Origin of the sequence: Methylobacterium sp. J-030 (genome assembly GCF_022829545.1) — a bacterium.
In the GTDB taxonomy this organism is placed as follows: domain Bacteria; phylum Pseudomonadota; class Alphaproteobacteria; order Rhizobiales; family Beijerinckiaceae; genus Methylobacterium.
This window is the reverse complement of sequence record NZ_JAKSYM010000226.1, coordinates 19892-34602: the sequence shown is the minus strand read 5'-3', so window position 1 is coordinate 34602 and position 14711 is coordinate 19892. Positions and strand designations below refer to the sequence as shown.

The following is a 14711-nucleotide window of genomic DNA, read 5'->3' as shown; positions in this document are numbered from 1 at the left end:
CCCTTCGGACCGGCCCGCTTCGGTCCCGTGCCCGTGGCCATCGGGAACCCGCGACCGAGAGACCATGCCCCGTCTGGTGATGAAATTCGGCGGCACCTCCGTCGCCAACGTCGACCGCATCCGCAACGTGGCCCGCCACGTCGCCCGCGAGGTTGAGGCCGGCTACGACGTCGCCGTGATCGTCTCGGCGATGTCGGGCAAGACCAACGAGCTGGTCGACTGGGTCAAGGACGCCAACCCGCTCTACGATCCGCGGGAATACGATGCGGTGGTCGCCTCGGGCGAATTGGTGACGGCGGGCCTTCTGGCGATCGCGCTCCAGAAGGACGGGCTGAAGGCCCGCTCCTGGCAGGGTTGGCAGATCCCGGTGGTGACCTCGGACGCCCACGGCTCGGCCCGGATCGAAGAGATCGACCCGAAGAACCTCGAAGCCGGCTTCGCCAAGGGCGAGGTCGCGGTGATCGCGGGCTTCCAGGGCGTCCATGCCGAGACCGGGCGGGTGACGACGCTGGGCCGCGGCGGCTCCGACACCTCGGCGGTGGCGGTGGCGGCCGCGATCGGCGCCGAGCGCTGCGACATCTACACGGACGTGGACGGGGTCTACACCACGGATCCCCGCATCGTGCCGAAGGCCCGCCGGATGGAGCGGGTGACCTTCGAGGAGATGCTGGAGATGGCCTCGCTCGGGGCCAAGGTGCTGCAGGTGCGCTCGGTGGAACTCGCCATGGTCCACAGGGTGCCGACGACGGTGCGCTCCTCCTTCGATCCGCCCGACGCCGCGCGCCCGGGCACCCTCATCTGCGACGAGGACGACATCGTGGAACAGCAGATCATCACCGGGATCGCCTTCTCCCGGGACGAGGCGCAGATCACCCTGCGCAAGGTCAAGGACAGCCCGGGCGTCGCCGCCGCGATCTTCGGGCCGCTGGCCGACGCCAACATCAACGTCGACATGATCATTCAGACCGTGTCGGGCGACCAGTCGACCACCGACATGACCTTCACGGTGCCGTCCGCCGAGTACGAGCGCGCCCGCGCGATCCTCGACCAGGCGCGGACCCAGATCGGGTACGCGCAGATCGAGGGCGCCACCGACGTCGTGAAGGTTTCGGCGATCGGCGTCGGCATGCGCAGCCATGCCGGCGTCGCCGCCAAGGCATTCCGGGCGCTCGCCGAGAAGGGAATCAACATCCGCGCGATCACCACCTCGGAGATCAAGTTCTCCGTGTTGATCGAGGCCGCCTACACGGAGCTTGCCGTGCGCACGCTCCACTCGCTATACGGCCTGGATCAGGCCTGAGCCTGGGACGACGCGGTTTCTATCAGCGCGCGTAATGTGAGCTGAACAGTCGCGGGCCGTTTCGCCGATCCCAGCGCCCGTCTGGAGACAGCGGTACGGTTCATGCGGCGCCGGCCGTCCCGAGCTTGGCGCCAAGGTTGCAGGGTGGTCGACGCCAAGGCCGCTCGCCGACATTGGAACGACGAAAAGATGCCCGCTGCGCCCGGAGGCCCGCGCCTGCTGCTGCGCCGCCTCCGCGAAGCGATGGCGGAGCCGGTCAGCCCCCAGGCACGCCTCGACCGCATCGTCGTCCTGATCGCCGCCAACGTGGTGGCCGAGGTCTGCTCGGTCTACGTGCTGCGGGACGACAACACGTTAGAGTTGTTTGCAACCGAGGGCTTGAACCGCGAGGCGGTCCACCAGACCCGCATGCGTGCCGACGAGGGCCTCGTCGGCTTGATCGCCCGAACGGCGGAGCCGCTCTCCCTCTCCGACGCGCAGAACCACCCGGCGTTCTCCTATCGGCCGGAGACGGGCGAGGAGGCCTATCACGCCTTCCTGGGTGTGCCGCTGCTGCGCGCCGGCAACACGCTCGGCGTCCTGACCGTTCAGAACAAGACCTATCGGGTCTATTCCGAGGAGGAGATCGAGGCGCTCCAGACCACCGCCATGGTGCTCTCGGAGATGATCGCCTCGGGCGAACTGGAAGGCCTGGCCCTCGACGCCGGCACGGCCGCGCGCCGCCCTGTCGTGGCGCGGGGCATCGCGCTCGCGGACGGGATCGGCCTCGGTTACGTGGTGCTGCACGAGCCCCGCGTCGTCGTGAAGACGCTGATCGCCGAGAATGTCGATCGCGAGGTCGCCCGGCTCGACGAGGCCATCGAGGAGGTCCGCTCGGCGATCGACGCCCTGGTGGAGCGCGGCGACCGGATCGGCACCGCCGAATCCCGCGAGGTGCTGGAGACCGTCCGGATGTTCGCCCACGACAAGGGCTGGCTCCGGCGGATGCGCGAGGCGGTGGCCTCCGGCCTGACCGCGGAGGCCGCGGTCGAGCGGGTCCAGTCGGACAACCGCGCCAAGATGATGCGCCAGTCCGACCCGTACCTGCGCGAGCGGCTGCACGATCTCGACGACCTCGCCAACCGGCTGCTGCGTGCCCTGATCGGCCCCGAGGCAGCGGGCGTGCTGGTCCTGCCCGAGAACGCCATCCTGGTGGCGCGGACGATGGGGCCGGCGGCGCTCCTCGACTACGAGGCCTCGACGCTGCGCGGCATCGTGCTGGAGGAGGGCGGCCCGACCAGCCACGTCGCCATCGTGGCCCGGGCGCTCGGCATCCCGGCGGTGGGCGAGGTCGAGAACGCGACCGCGCTCTGCGACGCGGGCGATGCCATCATCGTCGACGGCGTGGCCGGCGAGATCCATGTCCGGCCCGGCCCCGAGGTCGAGGCGGCCTACGCCGAGATGGTGCGCCTGCGCGCCCGCCGGCAGGAACAGTACCGGGCGCTGCGCGACGTGCCCGCCCAGACGCGCGACGGGGTGCGGGTCGGCCTGCATCTCAATGCCGGGCTTCTGGTGGATTTCAGCCACCTCCAGGAGACCGGCGCCGAGGGTGTCGGCCTGTTCCGCACCGAGCTGCAATTCATGGTGGCGCAGCGCATGCCCTCGGCCGCCGAGCAGCAGGAGCTCTACCGCAAGGTGTTCGCCGCCTCGAAGGGTAAGCCCGTGACGGTACGCACCCTCGACATCGGCGGCGACAAGATCCTGCCCTACATGGCCAAGCTCGAGGAGGAGAACCCGGCGCTCGGCTGGCGGGCGATCCGGATCGGCCTCGACCGGCCGGCCTTGCTGCGGATGCAGCTCCGCGCGCTGCTGAAGGCCGCGGATGGAGATCCGCTCAAGATCATGTTCCCGATGGTTGCCACGGTGGACGAGTTCGTCCGGGCCCGCGGCATCGTCGAGCGCGAGAAGGCCTACCTCAAGCGCCACGGCTACACGCTCCCGACCGAGTGCCGGCTCGGCGCGATGATCGAGGTGCCCTCGCTCCTGTTCCAGATCGACGAGATCGCCAAGGAGGCGGACTTCCTCTCCGTCGGCTCGAACGACCTGATGCAGTTTCTCTTCGCGGTCGATCGCGAGAACCGTCGGGTGGCCAACCGGTTCGATCCGCTCAGCGTCGCGGCGTTGAGGGCGTTCCGGCTGATCGCCGAGCGGTCGAACGCCGCCGGCTGCCCGGTGACGGTCTGCGGCGAGATTGGCGGCCGCCCCCTCGACGCCATGGCGCTGATCGGCCTCGGCTATCGGGACCTGTCGATGTCGCCGGCCGCCATCGGCCCGGTCAAGGCGATGGTGCTGAGCCTCGACGCCGAGGCGGTCGCCGAACTCATCGACAGCGAGATGGCGCGGATGCACGACGGCGACTCCTTGCGCCCGGCGCTCACCGCCTTCGCGCACGCCCACGGCGTTCCTATCTAGGGGCCGACCCTTGCCCGATATCCGGCCGGGGTTGTACGGCAACGCCACGACGCTCTCGGTCGGCGCGCCGCGGTTTCCGCTCTCGAACGGGCGGAGTGCGGGGGGAGGACAAGATGCCGGGCCGGGGGCTCGGCGGACCGCGCCCTTCCGCGTCCGAGACGTGATCCGCGCCCCGACCGGGACGCCGCGCACAGCACTCTAGAAACACGGGCGATGATCCCCTTTCCCACCGAGCGCCTCGACGCCATCCTGGCGCGGCACGATATCGTCACCGCGCAGCTCGCCTCGGGCGAGGGCGACCCGGAAACCGTGGTCCAGCTCTCGCGCGAGCTGTCCGACCTCGATCCGGTGGTCGGGGCGATCCGCCACTATCGGGCTTCCCTCGAGAACCTCGCGGGCGTCGAGGCCCTGATCGACGAGCCCGGCACGGACGCCGAGATGCGGGCGCTCGCCGCCGAGGAGAAACCCGAGGCGCAGGCCGCGCTGGAGACGGCGCACCGCGACCTCCAGCTCCTGCTGCTGCCCAAGGACGCCGCAGACGAGAAGAGCGCGATCCTTGAAGTCCGCGCCGGCACCGGCGGCGACGAGGCGGCGCTCTTCGCCGGCGACCTGTTCCGGATGTATGCCAAATACGCAGAGTCGAAGGGCTGGCGGGTCGAGGTGATCTCCGAGAGCGAGGGGACGGTCGGCGGGTTCCGTGAGGTCGTGGCCGAAGTGAAGGGGCGAGGCGTGTTCGCCCGCCTCAAGTACGAGAGCGGCGCCCATCGGGTGCAGCGCGTGCCCGACACCGAGACGCAGGGGCGGATCCACACCTCGGCCGCCACCGTGGCGGTCCTGCCCGAGGCCGAGGAGGTCGACATCCACGTCAACGACGCGGATCTGAAGATCGACACGATGCGCGCCCAGGGCGCGGGCGGCCAGCACGTCAACAAGACGGAGTCGGCGATCCGCATCACCCACCTGCCGACCGGCATCGTGGTGTTCGTCCAAGAGGAGCGCTCGCAGCACAAGAACCGCGCCCGCGCCATGACGCTGCTGCGCGCCCGGCTCTACGAGGCCGAGCGGAGCGCCAAGGATTCAGCCCGTGCGGCCGACCGCAAGGCGCAGGTCGGTTCCGGCGATCGCAGCGAACGGATCCGCACCTACAACTTTCCTCAGGGTCGCGTGACCGATCACCGGATCAACCTGACCCTCTACAAGCTGGAAGAGGTGATGGCCGGCACGGCCCTCGACGAGGTGGTGGATGCCTTGATCACCGAGCATCAGGCGGAGCTCCTGGCCGCCGAGGGCATGGCCTGAGCGGCGCCGCGATGTCCGGATCGAGCCGAGGCCTGTCCCGCCGTGCCGCCCTGCGGCGCTGCGCGGTCGCGCTGGAGGCGGGCGGACTGGGCGAAGCGGCGGGCGACGCCCGCTTTCTGCTGCTCGGGATCCTCGGGCTCGAGGCCCGTGACCTACTCGTCGCCGGGGATCGGCTCCTCGACGGGAGCGAAGCCGCCGCCCTGGATTCCGCCCTGGCTCGGCGGCTGTCCGGTGAGCCGGTGGCCCGCATCCTCGGCACCTGGGAGTTCTGGGGCCTGCCGATCCGACTCACACCCGAAACCCTGGTCCCGCGGCCCGATACCGAGGTCCTGGTCGAGGCCGCGCTCGCGAACCTATCGGACCGGAGCGCGCCGCTGCGGTGCCTCGACCTCGGCACGGGTTCGGGCTGCATCCTGGCGGCGCTCCTGAGCGAGCTTCCCCGCGCCTTCGGCCTCGGGCTCGACCGCTCGGAGGCGGCGCTCGCGACGGCGCGTCACAATCTCGCGGCGAACGGATTCGGCGGACGCGCGGCCTTCGCCGCGGCGGATTGGTGCGACGCGCTCCAGGGACGCTTCGATCTGGTGGTCTCGAATCCGCCCTACATCGTCCGCGACGTCATCCCGACACTTCATCGTGAGGTGCGGACGCACGATCCCCTGGCCGCCCTCGACGGTGGGGCCGACGGCCTCGATGCCTACAGGCGCATCCTCGATGGCATACGTACGCAGAACCTGCTCGCGCCCGCTGGAACGCTGGCTCTGGAGATCGGCTACGATCAGGCGGCGGCGGTCCGCGGCCTCGCCGCCGCGGCGGGCTTCGTGGATTGTGGTCTGACCCGTGATCTGTCCGGGCATGATCGCGTGCTGTGCTTCGGCCTTCCCAAAGGTGCTGCGGAACCCCAAGTCAGAGACGGGAGCTGATGAACCAACGCGCGCGGGCGCCCCGATCTGGCACGGCGAATCCCTCCACACGCTTCCTCGAGCTGGAGCTGCACCCACCTCGACCAAGCGCTGTTGCGTCGAAAAAATGCTTGTTGCCTGAGCCGGGGAACGCTAGTGTCGACTTGAAGATCGCGAACGGTTCGTTAAGACGGACTCCGCTATGGTCGGCGACGACCACAGGTCGCCGATGGGTTCGCTGATCCCCACACCGTTGGACCAGAGCGCGCACAACGGCGCGGCGGTTTGACAGCACTCGAACCTGACAATCAGCTGGTTTCCGGTGCCTATCCCAGGCGCGCGGTGCGAGGGATGGTCAGACAGACGCGAAGGTCGCTGTGCGGCCAAATGCGCGGCGCCGCCGGGTGCGCTTGACCGGTTCGCGTCTCGAACTTCCGCTTGAGCGCCTCCGAAGACAGTCGTTTGCGTGAACGAGGGTCATTACAGACCGATGAGACCAAACCAGAATCGACGGATGCGCGGCCGGAATCGGCCGAAAGGTCCGAACCCGCTGACGCGTTCGTACGAATCCAACGGTCCCGACGTCAAAATCCGCGGCACCGCTCAGCATATCGCCGACAAGTATGCCCAACTCGCGCGCGACGCGCTCGCGGCGGGCGATCCGGTCGCTGCCGAGAACTATTTCCAGCACGGCGAGCACTATTTCCGGATCGTGTCCGGTGCTCAGGAACAGACCCGGCCTGCCAATACTGGTGGCTACGCCAGTCGCCCCTTCGACGACGAGATGGACGAGGGCGATGAGGACGGGCAGGGCAACGGTACGGCCCAGAACGGCAACGCCTATAACGGCTACGATGACGGCGATCCGAGCCAGCAACCCCAGCCCTACGACACCCGCAGCGACCTGAACCAGGACGGGCGCCAGAATCGGGACCGGTTCCAGAACCGGGACCAGCGCCGCTTCGACAATAACGGTCGTCAGGACTACCGCCGGCAGGATCAGCCGCGCCAGGATTACCAGCGGCAGGACTATCAGCGTCCGGACTACCGGCAGGACCGGCAGGCCAACCGCCAGGATTACGGCCGGCAGGAAAACCGCCAGGAAAACCGCCAAGACTATCGGCAGGAGCGGGGGGACAACCGGCAGGAGGGGTTCCAGGAGAACCGCCAAGAGAACCGCCAGGACGGGCGCCAGGAGAGCCGCCAAGACAATCGGCACGAGAACCGCCAGGACGGGCGCGTCGATCAGGGCCGCTACGACAACGGGCGGGTCGAGTCCGGGCGAGGAGACGCCATGCGTTCCGAGTCGCGGTCGGAGACCCGGCAGGAGCCACGGTCGGAGGCGCGCCCTGAGCGGGCGCCCCGGAGTGAGACTGCACGGACGGAATCCGCCCCACGGCGCGAACGCCGCCGCGACGCCTCGCCCGTCGCCGCCGAGGATCCGGCGGGCCTGCCGGCCTTCCTGATGGCCCCGGCCCGGCCCGTCCCGGCGGCCGAGCCGCCGGTGACGTCGGAGCCGGAATCTGCCGCCGAGGAAGCTCCGGCGACCAAGCCCCGCCGCCGCCGCCGTCCGCGCTTCGAGAGCGTAGCGGATGAGGGTGAGGCGCGGACGCCCTCCGAGGACGCAGCGACCGAGTAAGTCGGCGCGGATCCCGGTCGTGGATTTCGAAGGGCCGTCCCGGACAACCGGGGCGGCCCTGTCCATGTCGGGCGCGCAACGGCGGCCGGCGCGCCGGGCGATCTCATCGAAAGGCGCGATCGCCCGGTTCCAAGCCACGTCCGGCGAGGGCTGGATTGACGCCGAACATCAGGTCGAGCCGGTCGATGTGGTCCGCCCGTCGCGCTCAGTCCCCGTCTGGCGCGTGGGTGACGCCCGGAACCCCACGATAGCCGGTCGCCAGGACATAGAGCTCGCTCGAATCGGCCCGACTCGCCGCGGGCTTCACGTGGCGGACGGTGGCGAAGTCGCGCTTCAGATCGGTCAGCAGCGCGCCCTCGGTGCCGCCTTGCAGCACCTTGGCGAGGTAGGCGCCGCCGGATCCCAGCACTTCCCGGGCGAATTCCGCGGCCGTCTCGGCGAGGCCGATGATGCGCAGATGGTCGGTCTTCTTGTGGCCGGTCGCGTTGGCCGCCATGTCGGACATCACGAGATCGGCCGGGCCGCCGAGCATCGATACGAGTTTCGCCGGAGCTGCGGGATCCAGGAAGTCCAGGGTGATGAATTCGACGCCGGCCATCGGCTCGATCTCGAGGAGGTCGATGCCGACCACCCTGCCGGAGGGGCCCACCGCCCGGGCCGCGACCTGAGACCAGCCGCCCGGCGCAGCGCCCAGGTCGACGATCCTCTGGCCGGGCCGCAGCAACGCGTAGCGCTCGTCGATCTCCATGAGCTTGTAGGCCGCGCGGGACCGGTACCCCTCCCGCTTGGCCCGGGCGACGTAGGGATCGTTGAGCTGCCGCTCCAGCCAGCGCTTCTGCGACAGGGTCCGTCCACGGCCGGTCTTGACCCGCTGCTTCAGCTCCCCGCGCACGCCACCGCCGGAACTCGCGCCGCCGCGTCGGTCGCTCATCGCCTTACCCTTATCGATGATCCCCTCATCGAACCGCCTTCCGGTTCCAGACCCCGTCCTCCCGCATCATGTTCATCAGCAGGCCCTCGCGCAGGCCCCGGTCGGCGATGCGCAGGCGCTCGGACGGGAAGGCCCGGCGGATCGCCTCCAGGATCGCGCAGCCGGCGAGCACGAGGTCGGCCCGGTCGCGGCCGATGCAGGGGTTGTCGGCCCGCTGCTCCAGGCGCGTGTCGAGCAGGTCGTCGATCGCGGTGGTGACGGCCGCGTCGTTCATCCACAGGCCGTCGACGCGCCGCCGCTCGTAGCGGGCGAGCCGGAGATGCATGGCGGCGATTGTCGTGACCGTGCCGGAGGTGCCGAGGAGGTGGAAATGCGGCGCCGTCGCGGCGGCGGCCGCCCGGATCGCGAAGGGCGAGAGCTTCTCGGCCACTTCCTCGACCATGCCCTCGAACATGCGCCGCGTGACCTCGGCGCCGCCGTGGCGCTCCGCGAGCGTCACCACGCCCACGGGGAGCGAATCCCAGGCCCGGATCCGCAGGGTCGGGTCGGTCGACGGATTGGCGGCCGCGCCGTCGAGCCACGCGATCTCCGTGGAGCCCCCGCCGATATCGAAGATCACGACCGATTCGGCGAGCGGGTCGGCCAGCGCCGCGCAGCCGGTGACGGCAAGATAGGCCTCGGTCTGCCGGTCGACGATTTCCAGATCGAGCCCCACCCCCCGCCGGACCCGCTCGACGAAGGCCGCCCCGTTCACGGCGAGTCGGCACGCCTCGGTGGCGATCACCTTGGCGCGCTGGACGCCCCGGGTCTGCATCTTGGAGCGGCAGATGCGCAGGGCCTCGACGGTCCGCTCGATCGCCGCCTCGTTCAGCCGATCCGAGGTGCCCAAACCCTCGCCGAGTCGGACGATGCGCGAGAACGCGTCGATCACGCGGAAGCCGCTGAAGGTCGGCTCGGCGATCAGAAGGCGGCAATTGTTGGTGCCGAGGTCCAGCGCCGCGTAGGCGGGCCGACGGCGCTCGCGGCCCACGATGGGGCTGGGCGACGGGTGTGGCCCTGCGCCGATCTGGATTCGGGACGGCGCGGCCGCGGCGGTCTCGTCCCTCATCGGCGCGGCCGTCGATCCTTCGGGTCGGCCAGGAGCGCTGTGCTCGGCCTGAGCTGGCTTACAACCCTACAGGCTCGGCAGGGAACTGCAACGTCCGATCGCGGTCGTACTCAGGCGACGGCCTTCATCATGCCGGCCCGGCGCGGGATCGGGCGCAGGAGGCTCTTGACCTGGGAGTAGGGGCGGGGGCGGTTGATCACTTCGTCGAGGCGCGACCACAGGGTCTTGGGCGAGAACGGCTTGGCGATGATCTCGTTGACGCCGAGCGCCACCGCGCGGTCGACGACGTTCCGGCGGGGCTGGGCCAGCATCAGGATGATCGGGATGGTGGGGCAGGGCGAGGTCGCGGGCGTGCGCGCCAGGCGGATGAACTCCTCGCCCGACAGGATCGAGAGATCCCAGTCGATGATGCTGATGTCGGGCTTGCTCTCCGCCAGGACGCCGAGCGCCTCAGCCCCGTCCGGCGCCTCCAGGACGCGCTTGATGCCGACGCGCATCAGCATGTCGCGCACGATTCGGCGGATGTAGAGGCTCTCGTCGACGACGAGGGCCGAGAGGTCGGGGAAGGTCGGGGTCGCGATCATGGCCGGTCGCAGTGCGGGACGCGACACCGAGACTACCCGGGCAGCGTTTGCGCTTCGCTAATGCCTTCCCTCACATGCGAAAGATTGTGGCGGACCGCCCCCGGGGCCTGCGTTGTTTACCGCAAGAAAGTAACGAAACGGGCGCGTTTGGGCCAAGAAGGTCCTTGCGGTCAAGGCCCGATTGCGTCAGGACTGGGGCGTTATTCTTGGTTACCGCGACCTGGGGTAATGATAGTGCGGGGCGTGGGCTGTCTGGGATGGCGCGCACGCGGTATTCGAGACAAGGGCGGCGGACGGTTTTTGCGAGCTTTCTATGGGACGTGGTCGTGATTTCAGAGGGCCGCAGAAGCGCGGCTTCGACGAGAGTGGCGAGCCGAGATGGCCTGACCAGGCTCCTCCCAGCGGCGGATACGGCGGCGGGTACGGCGGTGGTGGTTTCGGTGGCGGTGGTGGCGGCTTCGGCGGCGGCGGCGGCGGGTTCGACCGCGGTCCGTCCCGCGGTGCGGCTCCGGTCGCTTCCGGGCCCGAGCAGGATGCCACAGTCAAGTGGTTCAACAAGGAGAAGGGCTTCGGCTTCGTCGAGCTGGGTGACGGCGGGGGCGATGCCTTCCTCCATATCCGCGCCGTCGAGGCGGCCGGCCACGCTGATCTCATGCCGGGAACCCGACTGACGGTGACCACGGCACAGGGTCAGAAGGGCCCGCAGGTGACCAGCGTTACGAGCGTCGACACCTCCACGGCCGAGGCGCCTGCACCGCGCCGCGAGTTCCGTCCGCGCACCGGCGGCTACGGTGGTGCCGGTGCCGGTGGCGGCGGTGGGTACGGCGGCGGCGGCGGCGCTGGTGGCGGCGGCTACGGCGGTGGCGGTGGCGGTGGCGGTGGTGGCCGCTTCGCCAGCGGTCCCTCCGTGGAGATGACCGGCACCGTGAAGTGGTACGACCCGGCCAAGGGCTTCGGCTTCGTCTCGGTCAATGACGGCGGCAAGGACGTGTTCGTCCACCGCTCGGCCCTGTCCCGAGCCGGCCTCGATTCACTGGCCGAAGGTCAGCAGGTCACCCTCGGCGTTGTCGAGGGTCAGAAGGGCCGCGAGGCTCAGAGCATCAACGTCGAAGATTGAGGCTGCTGCGGTCGCGGTGCCGCCGCGAACTGCACGAAGAGTTGAGGGCGGTGGTTCCGATCGGGGCCGCCGCCCGCTTCGTTTCCGGGTTCGCCCTTCGGGTCCGCCATGCGTCGCATTCTGATCTCGATCCTCTTGCTCGTCGCCGCCGGCCAAGCGCGCGCCGAAGACTTCACGGGCTTCTATGCCGGGCTCAACGCCGGGTACGCCCGGGGGCATGAGCACGACCGGACCACGCGCGAGCCGCACTCGCTTGGGGTCGAGCCGGGGGCCGATCTGCCGCCGAGCGCGCGGGACGCGGCCCTGGCGCTGCGCCGATCCGCGGCGGTTCACACCGAGTCGCCATCCGGGCGCTGAGGCGCGCTGAAATCGCCGGACGGTCTCGCCGCCGACGGGTTTTTCCCGAGATGACACGAATCGTACACCCGCGGATCGGCCGTACGATCCGCTCTGCATCCGTACGGGGATGACGCATCGTCCGCGTCTGCGTGCGTGACGCCGCCCATACGCTGCGCGTGGGGATAGGGCCCCACGGATCTCGTCGTCCGTGTCGAAGGCGGAGCCGGAGGTGAGGGACGATCCGCGGTAGGTCTCGCGTTAGAGCGCCTTGCTCTCTGGACTGGGGGCAAGGAGCCCGCTCCCCACAGGCGGGGCGGGCGGAGAACGGCCGCCCTTGCCGGCGCAGTGGACGGTGTGTGAATTCGCAAGCTCGTGACCCCGGGATTGAGGAGCCCGCGAAGGCCTCAAAGGAGCGTTCCAGCCGGCCTTGCGATCCCTGGAGTCTCGCTCCGACGCTCGCTGACGCAGGCACCTCAGGCCGAGGCCGTTGCGCGGAAGGCGCCGATGATGCGGCCACGGGAGCCGCCTTGTTTCCAGACCCGGCCAGTTGAGATCTGTTCCAAGTCACTCTCGCTTCACTGGAATCGTTCCGGAACATTGCCGTTGCGCCGCTCCGCGGACCGCGGTTAGGTCGCGCCATGGGTTCACGGATACGCGAGGTGGCGCCATGAGCGCCGGGCAGGTCAGCGCTGATCGGGGCAGCGCCCATGCATCCGCGACGCGCGCGTATCGGCTGTCGGTGGCCGCCCGTGTTCTCCTGGCCGCGGGTGGCGGTTACGCCATCGCCGCCCTGGCGAGCGCGCTGCTCCCCCTGATCCTGCCCGTCACCAGAGCCGAGGCCGTATCGGCCGCCATGATCACGAGCTTCGCCATCATGGCGGCCGCTGTGATCTGGGTTTTCGCCGCGCGGACGGTCGGGCGTGCCGCGCTGGTCCTGGGGCTCGTCGCGGCGCTGCTGACCGTTGCCCTATGGCTCGCTGGAGCCGTCCAGGCCGGGGCCTCGGCATGAGCCGACCCAGAAGCTTCCGCCAGTCGATGGCATGGCTGCACACGTGGTCCGGCCTCGTGGTCGGCTGGGTGTTGTTCGCGATCTTCGTCACCGGTACGGCCAGCTACTACCGAACCGAAATCTCGCACTGGATGCGGCCGGAACTGTCGGAGACGGCTGCCGATCCGGTCGCCGCAGCGACTCGGGCGGGCACGTTTCTCCAGAAGACGATGCCCGATGCTGCGGCCTGGTCGATCAGGCTGCCGAGCGCCGAGAGCCCGGCCGTCACGGTCTATTGGTGGCGAAGCTTTGCAGGCCCGTTCCATCACGCGCTGCTCGATCCAGCGACGGGCGAGCGTGCGAGCGTGCGGGATACGCATGGCGGCAACTTCCTCTACCGCTTCCATTACGAATTGAACCTGCCGCCGATCTGGGGCCGGTGGATCGTCTCCGCCTGCGCGATGAACCTGCTCATTGCGCTCATCTCCGGGATCGTCACGCATCGGCGGATCTTCGCCGATTTCTTCACCTTCCGGCGTGCTCGCTCGGCGCAACGCGGATGGCTTGACGCCCACAACGTGATGGGTGTGCTCGCGCTGCCGTTCCACCTGATGATCGTCTACACCGGCCTGGTCACCCTGTCGTCGATGCTGATGCCCTGGGCGGTCAAGACGGCCTACCACGGCGATATACTGCGCTATTACGCGGATGCGGGCATCCTGGTCGCGGGTCGCCCGCCGGTCGGGCGTCCCGGACAGGCATTGCCCCTCGGCGAGATCGTGTCGCGGGCGGTGGCGGTGATGGGCGAGACGCCCGAACTCATGGTCGTTTCGCATCCGGGCGACGCGGCGGCGACCGCGACCGTCTACTTCGAGGAACCGCCCGGCCTCGCCCATCTCCATCCGCAGATCGCCTACGATGCGGCGACGGGCGCGGAACTCGGACGGGTCGGCGAGGCCGGTGCGGCCACGCGGACCGGCGCTGTGATGGTTGGGCTCCATGAGGCGCATTTCGCGGCTGCGCCCCTGCGTCTCCTATTCTTCCTCTGCGGCCTCATGGGGGCCGCCGCGGTGGCGACGGGGCTCGTGCTCTGGACCGTCGCACGGGTGCCGAAGAAGGGCGCGCCGGAGGGCCTCGGCCTGCGTTTCGTCCGCATCCTCAACCTCGGCACCATCGCCGGGCTTCCTGCGGGCCTCGCCGCCTATTTCCTCGCCAACCGGTTGCTCCCCGCAGGGCTGGACGCGCGGGCGGACCGGGAAGTTGGCGCCTTCTTCGCGGTCTGGATGCTGGCCGCCCTGGCCTCCGCGCTCTATCCGCGGCCGCTCGCGTGGCCGATCGCCCTGGCAGTGCCCGGCTTCGCATTCCTGGCGATCCCCGGGGTCGATGCCCTGACCGTGGGGGAATTCCGGTTCATCGGCTTCGATATCGCCATGGCGCTCCTCGGCCTGCTGCTGCTCCTCGCGGCGCGGCTCGCCGGGCGGCGCGTGCTGGCGCGCAACCCGGCCCAGTCGCGCCTGCACGGAACGGCCGAAGCGTGACCCTCCCGGCGCTGGTCCTGAGCCTGCTGCTCGCCTTCGCGGGCTTTGCCGCCCTGGCCCTGAGCCTGGATCGACACCACCGCGCGGTGTTCCGCACACCGGTCCCCCGTGGCCGGATCGGCAGCCTGCGCGCCGCCGGCTGGTCGGGTCTCGGGCTGTCCTTCGCGGCGGCGATCGCATCCGCCGGCTGGAGTTTCGGCCCGGTCCAGTGGATCGGCTCGCTCACCGGCGCGGCGCTCGCCGTCGTCGCGCTGATCGCCTATCGGCCGAGATCGCTGCGCGCCGCCGCCCTGGCGGCGCTACCCCTCGCCGCCCTGACGCTGCCGCTCGCACTGATGCGGTGACCGCTCCGGGCGTGCAGTCTTTCCGCAAAGAACGCGGATCCAGAACTCGTGACAGCGCGGGTTCGAGCGTCTTCAAACGCGAGCACCATTGTCCTCTCGCGGTCGCCTCTGGAACGGCGTAGGATCCCCGCACTCGCGCACTGGCCAAAAGTCCACCTTGATTCGACAGGCCAA

13 protein-coding genes are annotated in these 14711 nt (G+C 69.8%); 10 read left to right on the top strand and 3 right to left on the bottom strand.

From position 1 onward, the window contains the following. Positions 1-64 precede the first annotated feature (64 nt). From MKK75_RS15825 to MKK75_RS15805, 5 genes are all read left to right on the top strand, one after another. The gene (locus MKK75_RS15825) at positions 65-1300 is read left to right on the top strand and encodes an aspartate kinase (protein WP_244043509.1); all 1236 of its coding nucleotides are present in this window, start codon (positions 65-67) and stop codon (positions 1298-1300) included. A gap of 189 nt (positions 1301-1489) precedes the next feature. Beyond that, entirely contained in the window at positions 1490-3751 is a 2262-nt protein-coding gene (ptsP, locus tag MKK75_RS15820) for a phosphoenolpyruvate--protein phosphotransferase (RefSeq protein ID WP_244043508.1), read from the top strand. Between the two features lie 213 nt (positions 3752-3964). Next, positions 3965-5050: a peptide chain release factor 1 gene (prfA, locus tag MKK75_RS15815; protein WP_244043507.1), complete on the top strand. Its 1086-nt coding sequence runs from the start codon at positions 3965-3967 to the stop codon at positions 5048-5050. A gap of 11 nt (positions 5051-5061) precedes the next feature. Then, positions 5062-5970: a peptide chain release factor N(5)-glutamine methyltransferase gene (gene prmC, locus MKK75_RS15810; RefSeq protein WP_244043506.1), complete on the top strand. Its 909-nt coding sequence runs from the start codon at positions 5062-5064 to the stop codon at positions 5968-5970. 493 nt (positions 5971-6463) lie between these two features. Further along, positions 6464-7588 (top strand): DUF4167 domain-containing protein, encoded by a 1125-nt coding sequence (locus MKK75_RS15805; protein ID WP_244043505.1) that lies wholly within the window; start codon positions 6464-6466, stop codon positions 7586-7588. A gap of 205 nt (positions 7589-7793) precedes the next feature. Here the strand turns inward: MKK75_RS15805 and MKK75_RS15800 are convergent, their stop codons facing one another. The 3 genes from MKK75_RS15800 to MKK75_RS15790 form a co-directional block, all read right to left on the bottom strand. Beyond that, positions 7794-8519, bottom strand: a complete 726-nt coding sequence (locus tag MKK75_RS15800; protein ID WP_244043504.1) for an RlmE family RNA methyltransferase — start codon at positions 8517-8519, stop codon at positions 7794-7796. Positions 8520-8544: 25 nt separating this feature from the next. Further along, the gene (locus MKK75_RS15795) at positions 8545-9627 is read right to left on the bottom strand and encodes a Ppx/GppA phosphatase family protein (protein ID WP_244043503.1); all 1083 of its coding nucleotides are present in this window, start codon (positions 9625-9627) and stop codon (positions 8545-8547) included. A gap of 110 nt (positions 9628-9737) precedes the next feature. Further along, positions 9738-10211 carry a response regulator gene (locus MKK75_RS15790; RefSeq protein WP_244043502.1) on the bottom strand — a complete coding sequence of 158 codons (474 nt, stop codon included), beginning with the start codon at positions 10209-10211 and terminating at the stop codon, positions 9738-9740. Positions 10212-10524: 313 nt separating this feature from the next. On the opposite strand from MKK75_RS15790, the gene MKK75_RS35750 reads away from it, so the two are divergent. The 5 genes from MKK75_RS35750 (at position 10525) to MKK75_RS15760 (ending at position 14537) form a co-directional block, all read left to right on the top strand. Beyond that, positions 10525-11328, top strand: coding sequence for a cold-shock protein (locus tag MKK75_RS35750; RefSeq protein ID WP_279593907.1), 804 nt, complete (start codon positions 10525-10527; stop codon positions 11326-11328). Positions 11329-11436: 108 nt separating this feature from the next. Beyond that, positions 11437-11685, top strand: coding sequence for a hypothetical protein (locus tag MKK75_RS15775; RefSeq protein WP_244043501.1), 249 nt, complete (start codon positions 11437-11439; stop codon positions 11683-11685). A 649-nt stretch (positions 11686-12334) separates the two neighbouring features. After that, positions 12335-12676, top strand: a complete 342-nt coding sequence (locus MKK75_RS15770) for an iron transporter (RefSeq protein WP_244043500.1) — start codon at positions 12335-12337, stop codon at positions 12674-12676. Beyond that, positions 12673-14193, top strand: a complete 1521-nt coding sequence (locus MKK75_RS15765; RefSeq protein ID WP_244043499.1) for a PepSY-associated TM helix domain-containing protein — start codon at positions 12673-12675, stop codon at positions 14191-14193. Before MKK75_RS15770 ends, MKK75_RS15765 begins: the two co-directional genes overlap by 4 nt. Continuing rightward, positions 14190-14537, top strand: coding sequence for a DUF3325 domain-containing protein (locus tag MKK75_RS15760; protein WP_244043498.1), 348 nt, complete (start codon positions 14190-14192; stop codon positions 14535-14537). The genes MKK75_RS15765 and MKK75_RS15760 overlap by 4 nt, the downstream gene beginning before the upstream one ends. The last annotated feature ends 174 nt before the right edge of the window (positions 14538-14711 follow it).

Coding starts and splice junctions, on each gene's coding strand:
- MKK75_RS15790 (WP_244043502.1), bottom strand. CDS start 10,211: ATGATCGCGACCCCGACCTTCCCCGACCTCTCGGCCCTCGTCGTCGAC.
- MKK75_RS15805 (WP_244043505.1), top strand. CDS start 6,464: ATGCGCGGCCGGAATCGGCCGAAAGGTCCGAACCCGCTGACGCGTTCG.
- prfA (WP_244043507.1), top strand. CDS start 3,965: ATGATCCCCTTTCCCACCGAGCGCCTCGACGCCATCCTGGCGCGGCAC.
- prmC (WP_244043506.1), top strand. CDS start 5,062: ATGTCCGGATCGAGCCGAGGCCTGTCCCGCCGTGCCGCCCTGCGGCGC.
- MKK75_RS15765 (WP_244043499.1), top strand. CDS start 12,673: ATGAGCCGACCCAGAAGCTTCCGCCAGTCGATGGCATGGCTGCACACG.
- MKK75_RS15825 (WP_244043509.1), top strand. CDS start 65: ATGCCCCGTCTGGTGATGAAATTCGGCGGCACCTCCGTCGCCAACGTC.
- MKK75_RS15770 (WP_244043500.1), top strand. CDS start 12,335: ATGAGCGCCGGGCAGGTCAGCGCTGATCGGGGCAGCGCCCATGCATCC.
- ptsP (WP_244043508.1), top strand. CDS start 1,490: ATGCCCGCTGCGCCCGGAGGCCCGCGCCTGCTGCTGCGCCGCCTCCGC.
- MKK75_RS15795 (WP_244043503.1), bottom strand. CDS start 9,627: ATGAGGGACGAGACCGCCGCGGCCGCGCCGTCCCGAATCCAGATCGGC.
- MKK75_RS15800 (WP_244043504.1), bottom strand. CDS start 8,519: ATGAGCGACCGACGCGGCGGCGCGAGTTCCGGCGGTGGCGTGCGCGGG.
- MKK75_RS15775 (WP_244043501.1), top strand. CDS start 11,437: ATGCGTCGCATTCTGATCTCGATCCTCTTGCTCGTCGCCGCCGGCCAA.
- MKK75_RS35750 (WP_279593907.1), top strand. CDS start 10,525: ATGGGACGTGGTCGTGATTTCAGAGGGCCGCAGAAGCGCGGCTTCGAC.